The organism is Flavobacterium plurextorum (assembly GCF_024638035.1).
Taxonomy (GTDB): domain Bacteria; phylum Bacteroidota; class Bacteroidia; order Flavobacteriales; family Flavobacteriaceae; genus Flavobacterium; species Flavobacterium plurextorum.
Genome location: NZ_CP100442.1, coordinates 4565101 through 4583938, shown reverse-complemented (window position 1 = coordinate 4583938; position 18838 = coordinate 4565101). Strand labels below are relative to the sequence as shown.

Annotated in this window: 17 protein-coding genes and 1 pseudogene; 9 read left to right on the top strand and 9 right to left on the bottom strand. The window is 37.0% G+C overall.

Features of this window, described 5'->3' with window-relative positions; translation table 11 throughout:
- Window positions 1–13 precede the first annotated feature (13 nt).
- From NLG42_RS19925 to NLG42_RS19910, 5 genes and pseudogenes are all read right to left on the bottom strand, one after another.
- Complete coding sequence (locus NLG42_RS19925; RefSeq protein ID WP_257682077.1) at window positions 14–766, bottom strand: hypothetical protein; 753 nt, start codon at window positions 764–766, stop codon at window positions 14–16.
- Window positions 763–1722: an MvdC/MvdD family ATP grasp protein gene (locus NLG42_RS19920; protein ID WP_257682076.1), complete on the bottom strand. Its 960-nt coding sequence runs from the start codon at window positions 1720–1722 to the stop codon at window positions 763–765. The genes NLG42_RS19925 and NLG42_RS19920 overlap by 4 nt, the downstream gene beginning before the upstream one ends.
- Window positions 1715–2035 carry a hypothetical protein gene (locus tag NLG42_RS19915; RefSeq protein WP_257682075.1) on the bottom strand — a complete coding sequence of 107 codons (321 nt, stop codon included), beginning with the start codon at window positions 2033–2035 and terminating at the stop codon, window positions 1715–1717. The genes NLG42_RS19920 and NLG42_RS19915 overlap by 8 nt, the downstream gene beginning before the upstream one ends.
- Before the next feature lie 52 nt (window positions 2036–2087).
- A pseudogene (locus NLG42_RS24535) lies at window positions 2088–2231 on the bottom strand (DUF7829 domain-containing protein); the annotation flags it as partial.
- A gap of 190 nt (window positions 2232–2421) precedes the next feature.
- On the bottom strand, window positions 2422–2859 hold the full coding sequence (locus NLG42_RS19910; protein WP_257682074.1) for a transcriptional regulator: 438 nt from the start codon (window positions 2857–2859) through the stop codon (window positions 2422–2424).
- 693 nt (window positions 2860–3552) lie between these two features.
- Between NLG42_RS19910 and NLG42_RS19905 the strand changes: the two genes are divergently transcribed.
- The 3 genes from NLG42_RS19905 to NLG42_RS19895 are packed head-to-tail and all read left to right on the top strand — an operon-like array spanning window position 3553 to window position 10489.
- Window positions 3553–6573: a SusC/RagA family TonB-linked outer membrane protein gene (locus NLG42_RS19905; protein WP_257682073.1), complete on the top strand. Its 3021-nt coding sequence runs from the start codon at window positions 3553–3555 to the stop codon at window positions 6571–6573.
- Between the two features lie 9 nt (window positions 6574–6582).
- Window positions 6583–8004, top strand: coding sequence for a RagB/SusD family nutrient uptake outer membrane protein (locus tag NLG42_RS19900; protein WP_257682072.1), 1422 nt, complete (start codon window positions 6583–6585; stop codon window positions 8002–8004).
- Between the two features lies 1 nt (window position 8005).
- Window positions 8006–10489, top strand: a complete 2484-nt coding sequence (locus NLG42_RS19895; RefSeq protein WP_257682071.1) for a S9 family peptidase — start codon at window positions 8006–8008, stop codon at window positions 10487–10489.
- A 48-nt stretch (window positions 10490–10537) separates the two neighbouring features.
- Here the strand turns inward: NLG42_RS19895 and NLG42_RS19890 are convergent, their stop codons facing one another.
- Both NLG42_RS19890 and NLG42_RS19885 read right to left on the bottom strand, forming a co-directional pair.
- Entirely contained in the window at window positions 10538–10825 is a 288-nt protein-coding gene (locus NLG42_RS19890) for a DUF6520 family protein (RefSeq protein ID WP_257682070.1), read from the bottom strand.
- A 76-nt stretch (window positions 10826–10901) separates the two neighbouring features.
- The gene (locus tag NLG42_RS19885) at window positions 10902–12419 is read right to left on the bottom strand and encodes a MauE/DoxX family redox-associated membrane protein (protein WP_257682069.1); all 1518 of its coding nucleotides are present in this window, start codon (window positions 12417–12419) and stop codon (window positions 10902–10904) included.
- 787 nt (window positions 12420–13206) lie between these two features.
- Between NLG42_RS19885 and NLG42_RS19880 the strand changes: the two genes are divergently transcribed.
- On the top strand, window positions 13207–13362 hold the full coding sequence (locus NLG42_RS19880; RefSeq protein WP_257682068.1) for a hypothetical protein: 156 nt from the start codon (window positions 13207–13209) through the stop codon (window positions 13360–13362).
- 844 nt (window positions 13363–14206) lie between these two features.
- On the opposite strand, the gene NLG42_RS24530 is transcribed toward NLG42_RS19880, so the two are convergent.
- Window positions 14207–14362: a DUF6922 domain-containing protein gene (locus tag NLG42_RS24530; RefSeq protein ID WP_413614443.1), complete on the bottom strand. Its 156-nt coding sequence runs from the start codon at window positions 14360–14362 to the stop codon at window positions 14207–14209.
- A gap of 232 nt (window positions 14363–14594) precedes the next feature.
- Between NLG42_RS24530 and mobA the strand changes: the two genes are divergently transcribed.
- The 5 genes from mobA (at window position 14595) to NLG42_RS19855 (ending at window position 16843) form a co-directional block, all read left to right on the top strand.
- Window positions 14595–15026 carry a conjugal transfer protein MobA gene (gene mobA, locus NLG42_RS19875; protein WP_257682067.1) on the top strand — a complete coding sequence of 144 codons (432 nt, stop codon included), beginning with the start codon at window positions 14595–14597 and terminating at the stop codon, window positions 15024–15026.
- 244 nt (window positions 15027–15270) lie between these two features.
- Complete coding sequence (locus tag NLG42_RS19870; RefSeq protein WP_257682066.1) at window positions 15271–15696, top strand: hypothetical protein; 426 nt, start codon at window positions 15271–15273, stop codon at window positions 15694–15696.
- A 43-nt stretch (window positions 15697–15739) separates the two neighbouring features.
- A complete protein-coding gene (locus NLG42_RS19865) occupies window positions 15740–16060 on the top strand; it encodes a hypothetical protein (RefSeq protein ID WP_257682065.1) in 321 nt (106 codons plus the stop codon).
- A gap of 200 nt (window positions 16061–16260) precedes the next feature.
- A complete protein-coding gene (locus NLG42_RS19860; protein WP_257682064.1) occupies window positions 16261–16536 on the top strand; it encodes a helix-turn-helix domain-containing protein in 276 nt (91 codons plus the stop codon).
- Window positions 16523–16843 (top strand): hypothetical protein, encoded by a 321-nt coding sequence (locus NLG42_RS19855; protein WP_257682063.1) that lies wholly within the window; start codon window positions 16523–16525, stop codon window positions 16841–16843. Before NLG42_RS19860 ends, NLG42_RS19855 begins: the two co-directional genes overlap by 14 nt.
- Window positions 16844–16888: 45 nt before the next feature.
- On the opposite strand, the gene NLG42_RS19850 is transcribed toward NLG42_RS19855, so the two are convergent.
- Window positions 16889–18199 (bottom strand): site-specific integrase, encoded by a 1311-nt coding sequence (locus NLG42_RS19850; protein ID WP_257682062.1) that lies wholly within the window; start codon window positions 18197–18199, stop codon window positions 16889–16891.
- Window positions 18200–18838: the final 639 nt, after the last annotated feature.

Below are 18838 nucleotides of genomic sequence, written 5' to 3'. Positions count from 1 at the left end.
GCTGTCAGAATATTTATATTTGTGACTCATCAGCACTTTTTATTTTTTTAAGCTTTCTGTATAAAATGACGTTAAGCAATAGAGATGCCATCAACAAAAGCAGCGTCAACCAAAGTAAACTACAATTTATATAAATTGAATTTGCAGCGGTTACGATTCTTGAATATGTGTTAGCAGATTCTTTAGAGGACTTTTCAATAAAAAATATCAACAGCAATCCCGAATATAATAACAATACAATTATTGCCCTTTTAAAATATTCCTGAGCCATAACCATGTTATTCACTTTAGAATTTGCTGTGTCAGTGTTCTGATTGGTTTTGTTTATTAATTGAACAATCAACTTTTTACTGAACTCAATTTTTTCGTCTCCCAAAAGATAATTATTATGATGCATTGTATGGAAGCTTCTTCTCTCTAATACTTTAATAGAAAACCATATTGTTCTTATCATATATACAATAAGAACAAATAACAGAACTACAATTGATAATAGAGATATGCTGAAATCGTTCTTATTGATTAATGCAGTGGTCACGGCAATTACTACCGAAGTAACAACACTCAGTGTACCGATAAACAAAGATGATTTTGTTTCTACCGAAGAACTTCTGCTCAATTCTTCATCAAATGTCCTTTGCGTAAGATCAAGCACCTTATCAATATTCTCGTTGTTCACATTGATGTCTTCTAAGGTATATATCTTCAACGTTTTGGGTTCTACCTTGTCCAATAAAGGCCAGAAAAATTCTCGAATTCGTTTCATATTTCGTTAGTAAGTAGAGTACAGATTTCCTGAGAAATATTGTAATCCAGTTGTCTTTCAATCCATGCCCACTGTCCATTTGGATTGATCTCCAAAAAGATAAAATCATTGTTTTTATCTTTGACAAAATCAATTGCACCGAAATTAAGGCCTAGGTTATGGGTTAGCTTTACACATAAGTCTTCTAGGGGTTTTGGCAGAGTGATTTTTTCATACTTCAATTTCAGATTTTCACCATTCCTCCAATCTACCTTTGTTTCAGCAAACTCCTGTGAAAGAATTGAAGCAGGAAAAACTTTGTTTCCTACTACTGTTACCCTTACATCAGCAACTTTATCAACAAAATCCTGAAAATATGTTGGGCATGCTCTAATTCTTTCTATATCATCGGAACTACTAAAAACCGATGTAAATATTACTTTACTTCCAATTTCATCATCAATCAAACCCGTTTTGATGGGTTTGATAATTTTCGAAGTTGTTCCAATAAATTCCAAAGCCTCTTCCGGGTTATTCGTGATAAGGCTATCAGGGATTTTAAAACCCAATTTTTGTGCTGTTTGTAATTGAAATATTTTGGACTCGGCTTCCCTAATCGCAAATACTGGACTGATCCAGAAGGCGTTTTTTAGTATTTTATAGAGACCTTCAATCCAATAAGTGATTTCATTTAAGATAAATGCCTGTTCCCCTTTAGTTAAGCTTTCGGTACTAAAATCTGGTGACAACGGCCTTCTATAATAAACCGACCGAATTTCTAAAAGATCTATTTTTAAACCCGTGGCCTTATCAGATAATGTAAATTGATCTTCTTTAAAATTAAAACTTAAAGCATTCTTAGTCAGTAAATCTTCGGTGTTAAGTCTGTAGAAATGTATACTTTGTTCCGCTAATCTCTTAACTACAAAATCGGTGGTTACATCCGCTTTATTGGTAATCAATAAAACTTTAATCATCGCTTTCCTGTCTTACCATAGTTTTTGTCGTCAGTTCAAGGATATTGCTTGGCGTGTCGTCTGCTTCCTGTATTACTCTGGTTTTGGTGGTCATCTCCAGAAGTGACTGGTTGTAGCCATCATTCTCTATGTTATTTTCATTGAGGACTTTCGTTATGGTGGTTAAATTAACACTGTCATTATGAAAATCAATAAATGGGATAACAGTATTGTTTGAGTGTATCACATTCAAAGAAAGTGACTCGTCATATTTGAATAGTGCTTTATATTCTCCTGTACGTTCTACCGAGTAATCCAATATTAAGGGCCTCATAATTAGTTTAGTTTTAAAATTATTAAGTAAATCTATGTTCTAGCAGTTTTTATTATAAATATTCAAGTTCTGAATAAAGATATCTAAATACTTTATCAAAGTCATAGTTCTGGTCAGATACATTGCTGTGCAGCGTGCTTAATTTTTTTTGAAATGTACCATTTTTGTCAGACTCCATTACCAAATCCCACACACTATATTTTTTGAATTAGCAACAAACCTAGAAAACCATTCTTACAATACTTTACGGTTTTCCATAACCTTTATCATAAAACTGCAAAATAATTCATTTAATGATGAAGTGACTACCGTATAAATACCTGTTATAAAAAAAGATGCCACTGTAGCATCTTTAAACTCACCTAAAATTATGAGACTATATGAAATTACTTTATAATAGTTAAATAATCTAATTTATTAGATTTCCAAAGTATCACATCCTTTTCACTCAATGGATTTATAGAAATTATCTGGTAAGATTTCTTTAAAATTTCTTTCTCACTATTGATTCCCTGAGATTTTATGTTCTTGAAGACTTTTATCCTCATTCGTACAATGTCATTCTTTATAATTTCTGAAGGAAATAGATCTGAATAAGAGTTTAGATTAAACACATTAACTATCCTATTCACAAGGCGAATATTATACTTGGATCTTTCTTTAAGATTTTCGACTTTGCTTACAAATCCTTCTGATAAATCCAGTTTTTGAGACAAAGATACTTGAGAAATATAAGGTACTGCATTAACTCTCATATCTCTTACTTTTTCAATTAAATAAAAATCTAATTGTGAAATTATTATTTCTATTACTTCCTCTTGCATGTTTTATAAAAGATGAAAGAACCGCTTTTTTTAAAAAATACACACATCCACCTGTAGATGTGTATATTTTTTATTATATTTGGAAATAATTAAATGAATTACTTAATATTTGGTATTAAGTAATCATTGTGTAAATTTGCGATACTTCTTAAAAAATATATGAAGCATTCGCTTGGAGTCTCGTTTCCGAAAACTGCTAATTTTTAATCACGCGAGATGACTAAGTGTAAATGCTCACGCCTCTATAAAAGGGCGTGGGCTCACTTATTCGTGTGAAAAGGTTCTTAGCAGTACCTCGGAAGCGGATATGTTGAGTACCCGCGCCTTTTTTTCTCAACTTTTCAAGCTACTTCAGTATAATAAAAAGAATCGTATTGGTTTATTTAACCTTTAGCCATTCGCCTATGTATAACATATAATTTCCATTGATGATGCCTTGCCGTACTGGTATCCCGCTGAGTTAGTCGGGGAAGGGCAGGTAATTATACTATCAGCTTTGCCATCTACAATTACCTGCAAGAGCGCAGATTTTAAACCCACACAACAGCTAATTAATTATTAAGTAACCAAAACCAAACTATGCCTATGACAAACTAATTAACAAGAAAAGCCTTCTATAACTCGTGGTCGGATACTAGCATAGAAGGCAAGAGAAAAACAAACTTTAGTTCAATTTTAATCCTTTCTAAATTTATGAAAAATCTTTCATTAAACAAAGGCAGGCCTTCCTGTCTTTGTATTTTTATTTTTGCAATACTGCTTTCAAATCCAATTTATGCCACCGAACTAACGTTTGGAAGCTATACGAAGCAGTTACAACAGCAAATTACTGGCACTGTTTCCGATGCCTTAGGGCCACTTCCGAGTGTAACGGTCATAATTAAAGGAACTGCTACCTCAACCGTAACAGATAAAAAAGGCAATTTTTCAATTACGGCTAACTCTACTGATATAATTGTCTTTTCATTTTTAGGCTATGCCACACAGGAAATTAGAGTCGGAAACCAGACTTCTATCGGTGTGATATTAGCAGAAGACAGTACTCAACTTCAAGAAGTAACTATAAACGCCGGGTATTATTCGGTTAAAGACAAAGACAGAACAGGTAGTATTGCGCGTATTACCTCCAAAGAAATAGACCAACAACCCGTAACAAATGTTTTAGCCGCCATGCAGGGCCGAATGGCTGGAGTGAGCATCACCCAAAGCAATGGTACACCCGGTAGCGGTTTCGATATCAAAATTCGCGGACAGAACAGCCTTCGGTTTGGTGCCAACAACCCCTTGTATGTAATTGACGGTGTGCCCTACAGTTCAGACCCAATAGGCACCGGAGCCAACGGAGCCGTACTGGGCGCGTCTCAAAGCCCACTTAACAGTATTAATCCAGAACAGATTGACAGTATCGAAGTCTTGAAAGATGCGGATGCAACGTCCATATACGGATCCCGTGGAGCAAATGGTGTGGTGCTGATTACCACCAAACGTGGAAAAGAAGGCAAATCACAGTTCATGGCAAAAATAGCCGGCGGATTGGGAAGCGTAACCAACTTTATGAAGCTCATGCATACCGAGGAATATCTTGCGATGCGTCAGCAGGCTTATGTCAATGGAAATGGAAACATTCCTGCAAATGCATATGACCTTAACAAATATGACCAAACGAGATACACCAATTGGCAGGAAACGCTCGCAGGGCATACGGCAGAATTCACCAATGTAGACGCTTCTTTTAGCGGCGGAAATACCAATACACAATATTTGGCAAGCGGCAGTTTCAACAAACAGGAAAGTATCTATATACGAGATTTCGATTACACCAAGGCTGGATTTAGGCTGAATGTGACGCACCAATCAGAGAACAAGAAGTTTAAGTCCAATTTTGCCATCGGCTACACTACCCAAAACAATAACCAGCCACAAGATGATCTTATGCGTAATGCGGTACGTGTTGCTCCTAACGCGCCCGCACTGTTCAACCAGGACGGATCATTGAATTGGGAGAACGGCACTTTTACCAACCCGTTGCGAAACCTCGAGGACAAATACGAGTCCAAGACGAACGATTGGATTATGAGCGGCATGCTTTTGTATGCTATTTTACCGGGACTGGAGGTACGATCTAACTTCGGTCTTACTTCACTCTATACAAACGAAACAACAACCATACCCTCTACGCGGTTCAACCCATCACTGGGTATAGGACCTGATCAATCAACATTGATCGCGAGCCGTGCTGACAGGCAATCATGGATTGTGGAACCCCAGATTAGTTACGAAAAGGTGATTGGAGGAGGAAATCTAAACTTATTAGCCGGAGGTACTTTCCAAAGCCAGTCAGGGCAGCAATTCGTTCAATATGCAATAGGTTTTCCGAGCAATAGCTTAATCCATAATATTTCCTCGGCCAACGAAGTCTTGAATACGTTGAGCGAAAATACTGAGTATCGCTACCAAGCATTTTTTGGACGTATCAATTATAATTTTCAACAAAAATATATCCTCAATTTGACAGGCCGCCGTGACGGATCGAGCCGATTTGGACCCGGAAAGCAATACGCAAATTTTGCGGCTGCCGGCATCGCGTGGATCTTCACTAATGAAAATTTCCTAAAGGATAACAAATGGTTGAGTTTTGGAAAATTTCGTTCGAGTTACGGAATAACCGGGAACGACCAGATTGGAGACTACCAATATTTGGATACCTACACCACCTCAGGAATAGTCTATGACGGTGTCATAGGGCTTAGTCCTTCTCGTTTGTTTAATCCAGACTTTGCATGGGAGACCAACAAAAAGTTTGAAATGGCATTGGAGCTTGGCTTTTTGAAAGACCGTGTTTTTTTAACGGGGGCATTTTACAATAACAGGTCGGATAACCAACTGACAGGAATCCCCCAACCGGGCACTACGGGCTTTTCTTCTTTGAATGCAAACCTCAATGCCAGCGTACAGAACAAAGGATGGGAATTTACGCTTCGGGCTGCAAATTTCCAAAATGCAAATTTCAGCTGGACGATAAGTTTAAATCTAACATTCCAAAAGAACAAATTGTTGAAGTTCCCAGATCTTGAAGGCAGTACCTATGCAAGCCAATATTTAATCGGACAGCCACTTAATATCAGGAAAGCATATCATTTATTAGGCGTTAATCCTGAAACAGGCCTTTACACATTTGAAGATATGAACGGTGACGGGATCATTAGCGCTACTGATGATAGGAAAGTAGTGCTGGACATGAACCCAAAATATTTCGGAGGCTTGCTAAATCAGTTCCGTTACAAGCGTTGGTCACTGGATTTCCTGTTCCAATTCGTAAAACAAAAAAATCTGAGTCCGGAATTGATGTTCGGTATGCCTGGAATTATTTCAAACCAGCCAACGATGGTTTCAGAGCACTGGCAAGAACCAGGTGATATAACTTCGCATCAGATGTATGCGGTAACGAGTAACAGTGCAGCAGTAGCCGCCTACAATCAATATGTGGAGAGCGACGGTGTTGTAGTTGACGCTTCTTATATTCGATTGAAAAACTTATCTCTTACTTATGAAATCCCACAATCCGTGTTCAAATTTGGGACATGCCGAGTTTTTGTGGAAGCTCAAAATATACTCACGTTCACGCCATATAAAGGCAACGACCCTGAATTTATGAGCATAGGCTACTTGCCTCCAATGAAAGTCTGGAGTACTGGACTTCAATTAACCTTTTAAACTTTTAGTATGGAAACAATTTTTATAAAAAGAGGGATGAGCAAAGCCAGTCGCTTTTTGCCCTTTATCATTACACTGCTGCTTGTAAGCGCATCGTTGTTGCTCTTGAACTCCTGTGATAATTTCCTGGAAGTCGACCCGCCGACCTCTCAGCTGAACAGTGGGAATGTATTTGAAGAAAAAGCAACCGCCAATGCTGCAATGACCGCTATTTATTCCAAAATGAGGGATGCAGGACTGCTGACGGGATATTCATCGGGGATTTCGCAAATGCTCGGTCTTTATACAGATGAAATGATTTTGTATGGCAGCGGAGAGGATTTGCAGCTCGCTTACGACAACAGTCTTTTGGCTTCAACCAATACTATTAAGACATTATGGAACGATACCTACAGCCAGATCTATTCAGCAAATACCTTAATCGAGGGCGTAGATGGTTCCCAAATGTTGCCTGATGGTGACAAAAGACAACTGAAAGGTGAAGCGCTTTTCGTTAGGGCGTTGCTTCATTTTTACATGGCCAATATTTACGGGCCGATTCCTTATGTTAAGACAACGGAATATCTTGTGAACAGCCAAGTTACCCGTATTACTGTGGCCGAAGTTTTTGAAGAGTGTTCTGCCGATCTGGAGCAGGCAATCTTATTGCTTCCCCAAGAATACGTATCAGGCGAACGCACCCGACCTAACAGTTTTGCCGCCCATGCCTTGCTGTCGCGGATTGCTTTGTATGCAGGGCAATATGAAATTGCTTCAAATGAGACCTCGGCAGTTCTGAGTCAAACCGGCTTATATGTTTTCGAGAACAACCTTGAAAATACTTTTCTAAAGGAAAGCCATGCTACGATTTGGCAATTCAGTCCAGGTTATGATGGCGCGAACAGCATCGAGGCAACCACTTTTGTTTTTGAAACAGGACCGCCGCCAGTTTCGGCTTTGAGCGAGGATCTGCTTAATGCTTTTCCGACAGGAGATCTGCGACGCGCCAATTGGATACGCGAAATCTCTGACGGAAATTCCTCTTGGTTTCATCCATATAAATACAAAGTTGTCAGCGGTTCGCCTGCTATCGAGTATTCTATAGTGCTGCGTTTATCAGAAGTCTATTTAATAAGGGCGGAAGCACGAGCGCGAATGGGAGAATTGACTGGGGCACGAGAAGATCTGGACGTGATTCGATTGGCGGCGGGAATAGGCCCGAGTCTTGCAACTACACAGCAGGGACTATTGGAAGATATTTTATTGCAACGCAGATTGGAACTTTTTTCGGAATTCGGTCACCGCTTTTTCGATTTGAAACGATTCGGTGCAATCGACTCGACCCTTTCCGCTCAAAAACCGGGTTGGAATGCAACCGATGCTTTATGGCCAATTCCACAAAACGAATTGCTATTGAATCCTTCTCTCGCACCACAGAATACAGGCTACTAATATGAAAAATTTAGCTTGGATTAGTTTTTTATGTTTTTTGCATACCTGCATGATTTATGGGCAGGTAGCAAGAACCATTTTAAACGAAAAGGATTATGCCAGTTTTGGGACATTACGCAATCAAGGATTGTCTGGCAGCGGAAAATGGGCATCTTACTCCATGTCATACGAATCGGGATCAGACACGTTGTTTGTTAGCCAAATTGACGGAAAAAAGAAAATGGCGATTCCCAACGGGCGAAATGGACGTTTTATTGGTGACCATATGTTTTGTTGCCTGAAGGATGGAAAAATATTTCAGGTTCTCAATCTGGATAAAGGATCGGTGTGGGAAGAATCAAATATTCGGAGATATGAGATTACTAAGAGCCTAAAAAACATTGTATTGGTCATGGAAAATCCAGACAAAAGGCTTTCTATTGATATTCGGGATCTTCATGGAAATGCCATTAAGGAGCTTACGGATATCGTCTCTTATTGCTTTGATCCAGCAATCCGCAATATTGCTTATTGCAGAACCGATGGAAAAAGTACCGTTGAAATCTGCAAGCTGTCTGAGAAAATGGAATCAATCGAAATAACGAAGGGATTTGGATCTTTTGAACATTTCAGCTGGCAAATAAATGGTTTGTCGGTTGCTTTTTTACATCGAGAAAACAACGTGACAAATGCTGTCTACTTCTATGATTGTGTTAAAAGAAAGATGTACCAGAGCACCAAATTAGAAAAGGAATTGACTATTAATGTTCCTTATGGCGAATATCTCAAAATATCACCTGACGGCGGGGGTGTTTTCTTCACTGTAACAAAGTATTCGAGGGGAAAACAAGACTTAGGAACCGCACAAATATGGAATGCTGCTGACAATTTTTTGTATTCACGAAGAAAGGATCTGGGCGATAACTTGCTATGGGTAAAGTGGAAACCGGCAACTGATCGCATTATGCCGATTGGCACCAATGAATTGCCGAACACCACTTTTACGGCAGATTATCGTTATGCAGTTTGCTATAGTGGAATAGAAAATGCACCGTCTCCAAAAAACTATCCAGATCGTGATTGCTTTATATTGAACCTTGAGAATGGCCGGCAGACTTTACTCGAAAGGCAGTTATCCGGATCTCCAAACGAGATAAGGACAAGCCCAAAAGGTTCACTAATCTCTTATAGGCATAAAGGGAATTGGATCGTTATTGATCCAAATACTTCAACGCGTTTTAATATAAGTGCCCAGATCAAGGACGAAATTTCTAATATGACATTTTTGGCTTGGACTACTGATGGACATTCGTTACTGTTTACAGACGATCGTGATATCTGGCAAGTGAATTGTAATGACAAATCAGTAAGACGTATAACGAACGGAAATGAAACTGGCATGTTTTTTCGACTAATGGATGATTCCACGGTAGTTGATAAAGACCGAATAGTTCTGACAATACGCAACGAAGATTATTCTTATACTGGTTTTGGCATACTAGAAAAAGGAAAGTATAGGCAATTGTTGTTCGATAAGTTTAAAGTTTCGGGGATACGTTTCGGAACGGAAACATGCAATTTCTCATTCTTGACAGAGCGCTTTGATCAATCTCCCAAGTTGGAATCTTTTGTGAACGGTCTTAGATCGGAAGTTTACCGAAGCAATCCGTTTGCCTATAAATATGCGTGGGGGAAAAGCACTGTGATGGAATATGAAGTCCGTGGCCAAAAACTGAAAGGAGTATTGTTCTATCCGTTTGGTTTTGAAGAAGGTAAAAAGTACCCGATGGTGGTGCACCTTTACGAATTGCAAAATCGGCAGTTGCACGAATTTGTAAATCCGACTTTACATAACAGCTACGGATTTAATATTTCTCTTCTTGCCTCACAAGGATATTTTGTTTTCTTACCCGACATCGTGTATCGGGTTGGGCAGCCCGGATTCTCAGCTTCTGAGTGCGTGATCGCAGCGACGTCGGCCGTTTGTGATTTATATCCTGTTGATCGTTCCCGTATTGGTCTTATAGGCCACTCGTTTGGCGGATATGAAGCCAATTTTACTGTCACGCAGACGGATATTTTTCGCTGTGCAGTTTCGGGTGCGGGAATCTCGGATTATATGAGTTCATATTTTTCGGAAGATAAAAATTTCGCTAACGTGAGTTATTGGCGTTTTGAAAGCGACCAAAGACGGATGGGGTATCCATTCTTCGAGAATAAGGAAGGTTATTTGCTGAACTCTCCAGTCTTTCATGCTGCGAATATTAAAACACCGCTTTTGCAGTTTACCGGCGAACAGGATACGCAGGTGACGCCTGCACAATCTTTTGAGCTTTATCTGGCACTTAGACGCCTCAATAAGGAAAATATTTTACTTGTATATCCTAAAGAAGGCCATGTCATTTTGCAAAGAGGAAACCAAGAAGATTTAACGCGAAAAATAATTGATTGGTTCGGATGCTATTTGATGGACAATCCAAAATCAGAATGGATGTACCCGCAATAAAAAACAATGCAGTCCTCTCATGGGACTGCATTGCATTTCACATAGGCCTTATGGCTTTCTCCAAAGCGTAACAGGACACGTCAAGGCATTAGGCGTGGTTTTGCCCTTAAGCGTGTGATTTGTTCCAGAGACAATTGCGGAACAGATCTGTCCATTGTCAACCGTTTGACACATAGAGGATTGCACACAAGGATTTTCCTCGTCAAGTTCATAAAATCCGATTTGATCGGCCAAGGTTTTGGTGCTACTCATGGAAGTCGTGGTAAACGCTCCTCCAACACCAAGCACTACTGTCGCGATTGGCAACAGCATCGATTTAAAAAATGTTGATTTCATAATGATTAATTTAATAATTATGGCTTACTCTTTTTTACAGGTTTTCAGCCTTATCCCTGCTACAGGCCTGTAGGAATTATATTTTCTTTGACTCGGCTCGCAAATTTTTCTTTAACGAATAGCTCACGAGATGATTTCCTATCATAGCGTACAAGCAACCATTTCGAATTATGAAACTGTCGAGTTTTTTTCGTTGTACATTATCAATATAAAAACTGGATCGATACGCTCCGTTGCTGAGGTCATATACATCAATGATACTGGAGGCCTTCCACATTAAGTCGTCTTCGTATTGGCCAGGTAATTGGGAATTGACAAATAGCAATCCATTAAAGACTGCAGCAGTCTTATTTACTACCAATGGGCGGCTTGCAAATGTTCTTATATTCTCTTTATTAGTTTTAGTCAAGCGTATACTGGCACGGCCGACCGTATCAATAGTTTTCGACCTAAACCGAAGTTTCATTTCCGAATCGCAAACTAGAATCTCATTTTTGTATAGATGGACGTAGATGAATGATCTGGTCGTGCGGTCATAGCGGAGCATTCCATCGGTATCGAATATCCCGTCGATTTGCTTTTGTAAAAGTGACTCGGCTAAGTATCGACTTCTGGCTCCGTCCAGACGAACTGTTCCTAAAACGTTCTCTCCCGTTTGGGGATGGAAGTATCTCATTCCGGCAAATGTTGAATCGACGGGTTCCAATAGTGAAAAGCGAGTGCCGTCCTTCACCTGAAGTGTGGCATGCCAATTAGAAATATTCCCACTGAATATCAATGACGAGCTGCCTTCTGAGAGATAAAAAGAATTTCCGACAACGCGAATCTGAGGCGACTTGAGCAGATTTTTATTACGATCGACCGTAATGGTTATGATTTCTTTTTTTATTAAAGAAGAATCAATAGCGATTAAACGCAAGGGTGTAGTCACATTTCCCAAATAAATTTTTCCGTTTTCGGCTCCGGCCAGGTAATAGGAATTGTATTGCAAGTCTAAGCTATTTAGCTGTTTGGCCAAGTGGTGCGGAAACCGACGTATAAAATTATTTCGATAATGGATTATGTCTTCTGATAACATAAACAGCAGGGCAACAATACCAATGCTGAAAAATATCGTCACAGAAAAGGCACTGGCCAGTGCAGCAGGTTTTGAAATAAAATGTGCCTTTGGCACATCCCGGCGCAGTATCAGGATACCTGCTGCGGCCAGCATCATGAAAACACAATTAAAAATGAAATGTTCCTCCCATCCCATTTTCTCCAAAATTCCTCCACAGGAACAAGGGACAAATGGGCTGTAATTTAAAATTATGAAAATGTATGCTGTAAACATAGCCATCATGAACAACGCTCCAAAAAGACCTATAATTCTCCACCTTTTTGAAACGATAAGCAATACAATGAATAATTCAAGAATTGGTAGCATCCATGCAATATATCCGGCAAACGCACTTAATAAAGGTGACTGTCCCAATTGAACGCGGAAATTTTGAAATTCAAGGAGTTTGCTTACAGCCGCATATACAAAAAGCAGGATATAAAGCAGGCAGATTATGTCGGCTATAGTGTTTTTAAAAGATATTGATGTTTTCATGTCATTACTTTTAACGTTTACAATGTTTCATAATCTGACTTAAAGCATATCGAATACCCTAATAGATTTGTTTTTTATAATATCCACTTTATAAGTGTTTTATATGTCTAAATTAGAAAAACGCTGCCAAAGGATTGATGTAAAAAACGATCCATTTTTTACTTATAACGTTGTCCAAATTTTATTATAATGCAATTGAGAAATTACAATGTAAAGTTCTGTAAAACAAATTATCAAGTCTTGCAAAATCAGGATAATCAGTTGCCAAAAAAGGATTAAAATGCCATTAGTGGCTATAGTTGAATAGCAAATTTTCAAAATTGAATGTTTTGCTTATGGATGTATATCCAAATAGCAGAATATAAATCCGGGCAAATCTGTAAATCATAATTGACATGGCGTGAGTGCATACTAATTTACCCTAGCTTGTACTGCTAAAAATTAGATAAATATCACATATTTAGTGTTTTGTAAAGCTAAATTAGAACAATATTGTAGAAGGATTGTTAACAAAAACGATCCAAAATTTGCAAAAAACGATCCATTTTACAGGCCCTCTAAAAAAGCTAAAACATATAAAAAGGCTAGCAAATACAGGTCTTACGGCGAAAAGCAATAGTTTTTTGCTTTAATACCTAAAAATAACCTTAGAATTATAGAGTATAAAAAACGTCGTAAACCTAAAAGAAATGTTTAATATGATATCGATACTAAAAAAATCAAGTGAACTTATAAAGAGGAAAGCTAGCACTGAAAACATTCGATACAACTAATTAAAAAAACGACTTTGGAGTTTTTTCCTGCCCCTGCAGGGCAAGTGGTTTTGAGCTGCGGAAAGTATTTCAAGCAGCTCAAAACACAACTTGCCATTACCTTTGTGGTAATATTTTTAGAGATAGATTTAATGAAAGGGCTTGATGCCCTTTTTGCAATGGTTCGTTAATTTATTTTAGAAATATGCAAAGTATAGAGGCTTATAACACATCCTGATCATACAGCAGTTTTTGTGAAACCGGTAGACTGCGGGAAGATATTTACGCTATAATTAACTTATGTGTTGTACTAAAAAGCAAGGAATCAAGTTTGGATGAGTAAAAGTAAGCAGGAATGGGCAGATGCAGGGATTAAATTATGCAGGTGTGCAAGTAAGTAAGCATGATGAAATGCAGGCATTCAAGTATACAAATATGCAAGTTTGCAGGAATGCAAGCAGGCAAGTATGTTGGCCTGCAGGCATTCAGATATGCAAGTGTGCAAGCCTACAGGAATTTACCTATTTGTATAAGTGCTTTTAAAAGCATAAAAATGTAAATATGCTTTTATAGTTTTATGGTTTTATGGTTTTTCCGGAAACTTTGCGATTTTATTTCAGGCAAACTTTAAAAAGAGAAGTGAAACCTGCACAATACCAACAAAATTATCTTTTCCAAAGAAAACAGAAAAACGGAAAAAAGAAAAATAAAGCAATCTCAAAGGACGGGATACAGACAGGCCAAAAGGAATCGGAATAAGTCCCGAAGGGTGGCTTGCGAGGAACGAGCAAGACATTATGCCGAAGTCTTTTTGCAAGACTGATAAGCCCGTCCTACCTTCGGTTTCTTTTTTTTATTTTCTTTGGATAAAAATATAAATAAAAAAATATCGTATTTAAATGAATTTCAGAAGCAGAATTAAATCCAGTGATAGGGTTTGTCTTTGCGGTTGAGATAGCAATACATTTCTTCTTTTTGGAGTTCGGGAAAGAATTTTAAAGCACGGTCAATGGCATAATTCGGAAGGAAATAGATTTAGTCAAGAATAGTTCTGATAACTTTTTCATGTCCATAAAAACGCACGATTTCATCTTGTCCCCCATGTTCTATGATACGGGCAATAATAGTTTTGCAGGCTTTCTCAAAGTCCATAGCATTTATATCGAAATCCCAAAAAAAGACCCGATCCATATTACGAACTCTGCTATTTTTTTAACTACCGCCATATAGTCAAAATACGATTTTTAAGCTTCTTTTTCAAATTCCTACCTCTTAAATCTCCGTCTTTTATATCCCATATTAAAGGTTTAATACTGGGCCAGAAACAAATAAACCAAATGCTTCCAATTACTTCCAAACACTTCCAAATTGGAGTTTAATTGCCGATTATCAGATATATTGGTTTTAAGTAATACAATTAATCATGGAAAATGAAGAAAAAAAGAATCGGAATAAAGGAGGCAGACCTGCCAAAATAGATCCAGCAGTCCACCGCTATTCTATCAGTCTTAATGATGAAGAAAATGCCCGCTTCCTCACTCTTTTTGAAACATCAGAAATGCATGTAATGGCGCACTTTATTACAGCGTGTGTTTTTCAAAAAGGGATAAAAACAGTGAAGATTGATAAGGCGACAACAGATTATTATATGCGCCTGACCTCTTTCTACAGCCAGTTTAGAGCGGTCGGGGTAAATTACAATCAAGTGGTAAAGATTTTATATCAAAAATTTTCCGAAAAGAAAGCTTCGGCATATCTGTACAAACTGGAAAAAAAGACCGCAGAATTTGCCGTTTTAACCCAAAAAATCATATCACTTACTGAGGAATTTGAAGAAAAGCACCTGAAGGAGTAGGAATTGCGAATGTTTTATATTTTCTAACAATGCCAAATAAAGTCATTATATTCCTTTGAAAACAATAAAAAGCTGAGATATTGTTTTACTTTTTAAATTCGCTTTACTACTTTAATGAGATTGGTGTTTTAATTACATCAATGCTATTTGGCATTAGTGTAGAAATCCATTGTATGTCCTGACAAGGAATACAAATAAACGACACAGTTCATATTTAAGGAATGATGACTAAATTTTAGAAGCAATGAAAAAGGGTGGGCAAATAGAATTCTTTAATGTTATATTGAAATTTGATGAAAGGTTACGATTATTAGAAAATCTAGTCAGCGAAACTGACATGGACAACAAAGTGCAATCTGTTTTTTCAAAAGAAAAATGTAAATCCTGTTACAGTAAAATTAACTTTGCCCAGCTCTTTTATATCTTAATGGATGAAGGTCTTTTGTTTTTTGATAATGCAGATGAAAAAAATAATAGAAGTAAGTTTCAGCTTTTCCTCGAAAATAATTTCACATATGCCGGCGATGACGGAGGACAGTCAAAAATTAAGTCAATCAGCAGACAGTTCTCCGAATGTAAAGGCTATGTCTATAAGGTAAAACAGATTAAATTTTTAAATGAATTTATTGCAGTAATGCAGGAGCGTAAGAGAAGGCTGGAGAGCTGGTAGAATGGAAAGGAGAAAAAATTAATAATAAGTAAAAAACTCACCAATGATGAAGAAAGAAAGAAAGCTCTCTTTTGTTATGAGAGTAGAACAATTAATAGAGGCTGTACTTTTAAGACTGCAAACAATTGATTCAAAAATCAGCAAAGGGAAAGCCTTGAGGCCTGAATATTATAGAAATGAATATTTAAAAAAGATCTTCGAACTGTCCACTAACATTATTATAAAATACAGGGTAAAAGTATTTAATAGGAAAGTAAAGGAAAGCTTAAAACTTTTATCGGTATTTTTTGAGTCAATTGAAAAAGATTTTAAGATTGGAAGTACAAATATTGCAGTTTGCTGCTCTTGTTCAGTTCTGGATTGAGAAAGAAATGATAGATGCAATTCAGGCCTACAGCTACAGCATCGAAATTCAAAAGATTGCAAAGATAATGGCACCGAAGACATATCATAAGTGCATGCGTGATTTGAATGAATACGTATACCATTTTTATGTGCTAACTAAAAATAAATATAGAATGAGGAGCATTTATTTTCATGTAGAACCGTAAATAAAGAAATGTTATGGAAGAAATTGTAACAAAGGAAGATTTAAGGCAGTTTGGTCTTTTATTATTGGATAATATACAGACTATGTTTAAAGAAATGAATTCTCAGCAAAAAGAATCGTCAGATCCTGAGTGGTTAAAAAGTAAAGCTGTCAGAAAGCTATTAGATATTTCTGCCGGTTCAGTTCAGAATCTAAGAATGACACAGAAAGTCCGATTTAAAAAGGTTCTCGGATCGTACTACTACAATAAAGAAGATTTGCTAAAACTTTTCAAAGATGAATCAAACTAATAATAACGGGGAAGAACAAATCATAGATCACTTATCCATTTATTTGGATGATCCAAAACTCAACGTTTGGCATTTAGCCCTTTTAGCAGCAATTCTAAGTTTGGGATGCAGGCAAGGGGAGAGGAAAAGGATTAAAGTGAGCCGAAGTAAACTTATGAAACTCTCGCACATCAATACACTACCCACGTATCATAAATATTTTAAACAACTTCAGGAGTTAGGCTATATTAATTATAGTCCATCCTATCACCCAGGCTATAAAAGTGAAGTTGAAATAAATGAAAATAGGTTATCTCAAGAATTCTGAGATAACCTATTTTTTTTACACTTAATTGTAAGTTGAATTCAAACTTTAAGATGAAGTTACATTATACTTCTTTTTAATTACTTCAATTTCTTTCTCTAATCTGCTGAGAACCGCTAAGTCTGGTTTAGATATTTTTGTTGCGGTTTTATTCAGCTTTTTATTCAGAATTGACATTTCACGTCCAATCGTTGCCTGCTCAGTTATGGCATATGCTTCAGTCTGCTTAACTGAGGCATGGCCGAGTAGCTCCTTAACCACATTTATAGGAACGTTGTTGTTTAGTGTGACTGTACTTCCAAAGGTTCGACGTGCTATATGTGTATTTAAAGTAAAAGGAAATCCGCATAAGATTGCAATCTCTTTAAGATACTCATTCATTTTCTGATTTGAAGAAACCGGCAGTACGGTTCCACGTTGAATGCACAGAGGATGTTCCTTATATTTCTCAATTATCTTCAGCGCCTGAGGAAGCAGGGGGACATTCGTGGTAGAATTCGTTTTCTGTCTTTGGGACATTATCCATAAATTCCCATCAATCCCTTTTTTAATATCAGTTTTCTTCAATTGATATGCATCTATGTAAGCAAGACCTGTGTAACACTGGAAGACAAAAACATCTCTGACTACATCAAGTCTATCAGTAGTAAAATAATGTCTTTCCAATTCGTATAATTCCTGTGTCGAAATTGGTTTCTTCACCATTTTAGTTTTTCGGCCCTTAAAATTTTTAAATGGATCCTTAGTGATAAGTTCATTATCAATAGCACGAATTACAATTTTTTTGAAATTAGCAATGTATTTAAGTGTGGTATTGTTGCTGCAGTCAGGAACTGATCTGAGGTAAAACTCGAAGTCTTTAACGAACTCAAGATTCAAGTCCGAAAATTCAATATCATCTCTTTTAAACTTGAATTTAATGAAGTTCGTTAAATGGTTTTTAGTAATTGTAAATCTGTCAAGGGTTCCTTTAGCGTATCCTTTTCCAAGAAGCGCCTTCATTTCGTCATTGTGTTTTTGAAATTCTTCGAGCACTTTAACTCTTGGTGTTACTCTTCCTAATACGTAATCCATAACTTTTTCAGTAGTTAATGGTTTTCCACTGTAAAGAATTTGTGTTTTGATTTCATGGATCTTAAAAGTCAATGAATCCAAAAAATAATTTAAAGATTTAGCATCTTCTTTAGTGCCTACTGCACGTTCTGTTTTTTGGTCCCATCGCTCGATGTCCCATTTTCGCTTCGTTGATGTTTCCTTAGTAATTCCGTCTACGGTTATTCTAAGGTGAACTGCTCTAATTTTACTTCCTTTGTGGGCGGTTTTTAAAAAAAATGCCATCCCAAAACTGTTCTCTAACATAATTCAGTTTTTTAGATTAATAAATGTAGAATTATAGCATCAAAAAAACAAGTCGTTAACCTCGTTAACCCCTTTGTTTATAAGGGATTTTTCCAAAATCTGTGGCAAAATTTTCTCATGGACTTTTTTGCCACGATTTTGCCATAAAGATTTTGAGCGGTTTTAAAAAATTTGAAAAGCAGTATAAAAGAAAAAAACCTGCGAATCCTAGGATTTGCAGGTTTTACCACGTTTTTTGCGGGTTTTTGAAAAGATTGAAAAAGTGACCTTTTTACTTCTTTTACCCTTTTTGTGGGGAGAGCAGGATTCGAACTTTATGTGTTGAGATCCCGTCTTTGCTACGTTTTTATAAATGTCTTGAACCTAATGCACCGATTCTGCACCCAATCAATTATACTATTTCAATTTTAAATCATGCACAAAAATCAAATGCTAATGAATTGATAGTCAGTAGTATTATTCTTTTTTGTATTACAAATATATCAAAAATATTGAATATTTAGGTTTAAGAGATTAAAGCATTATTCTAGAGTAGTAAAAAAGGTATCAACGCCACACAAATAAATTCTTTTTCGCCGATAGATGATCTGTATGTGATTTAACTTAATTAAGTTGTGTTTGGTTTTAAAAATTATTAGA

Bases quoted from the DNA above. Each gene is read 5' to 3' on its own strand.
- NLG42_RS19900 (WP_257682072.1), top strand. From the start codon at position 6,583: ATGGAAACAATTTTTATAAAAAGAGGGATGAGCAAAGCCAGTCGCTTT.
- NLG42_RS19850 (WP_257682062.1), bottom strand. From the start codon at position 18,199: ATGTTAGAGAACAGTTTTGGGATGGCATTTTTTTTAAAAACCGCCCAC.
- NLG42_RS19855 (WP_257682063.1), top strand. From the start codon at position 16,523: ATGAATCAAACTAATAATAACGGGGAAGAACAAATCATAGATCACTTA.
- NLG42_RS19920 (WP_257682076.1), bottom strand. From the start codon at position 1,722: ATGATTAAAGTTTTATTGATTACCAATAAAGCGGATGTAACCACCGAT.
- NLG42_RS19885 (WP_257682069.1), bottom strand. From the start codon at position 12,419: ATGAAAACATCAATATCTTTTAAAAACACTATAGCCGACATAATCTGC.
- NLG42_RS19860 (WP_257682064.1), top strand. From the start codon at position 16,261: ATGGAAGAAATTGTAACAAAGGAAGATTTAAGGCAGTTTGGTCTTTTA.
- NLG42_RS19865 (WP_257682065.1), top strand. From the start codon at position 15,740: ATGATGAAGAAAGAAAGAAAGCTCTCTTTTGTTATGAGAGTAGAACAA.
- NLG42_RS19895 (WP_257682071.1), top strand. From the start codon at position 8,006: ATGAAAAATTTAGCTTGGATTAGTTTTTTATGTTTTTTGCATACCTGC.
- NLG42_RS19925 (WP_257682077.1), bottom strand. From the start codon at position 766: ATGAAACGAATTCGAGAATTTTTCTGGCCTTTATTGGACAAGGTAGAA.
- NLG42_RS24530 (WP_413614443.1), bottom strand. From the start codon at position 14,362: ATGGATCGGGTCTTTTTTTGGGATTTCGATATAAATGCTATGGACTTT.
- mobA (WP_257682067.1), top strand. From the start codon at position 14,595: ATGGAAAATGAAGAAAAAAAGAATCGGAATAAAGGAGGCAGACCTGCC.
- NLG42_RS19905 (WP_257682073.1), top strand. From the start codon at position 3,553: ATGAAAAATCTTTCATTAAACAAAGGCAGGCCTTCCTGTCTTTGTATT.
- NLG42_RS19910 (WP_257682074.1), bottom strand. From the start codon at position 2,859: ATGCAAGAGGAAGTAATAGAAATAATAATTTCACAATTAGATTTTTAT.
- NLG42_RS19915 (WP_257682075.1), bottom strand. From the start codon at position 2,035: ATGAGGCCCTTAATATTGGATTACTCGGTAGAACGTACAGGAGAATAT.
- NLG42_RS19890 (WP_257682070.1), bottom strand. From the start codon at position 10,825: ATGAAATCAACATTTTTTAAATCGATGCTGTTGCCAATCGCGACAGTA.
- NLG42_RS19870 (WP_257682066.1), top strand. From the start codon at position 15,271: ATGAAAAAGGGTGGGCAAATAGAATTCTTTAATGTTATATTGAAATTT.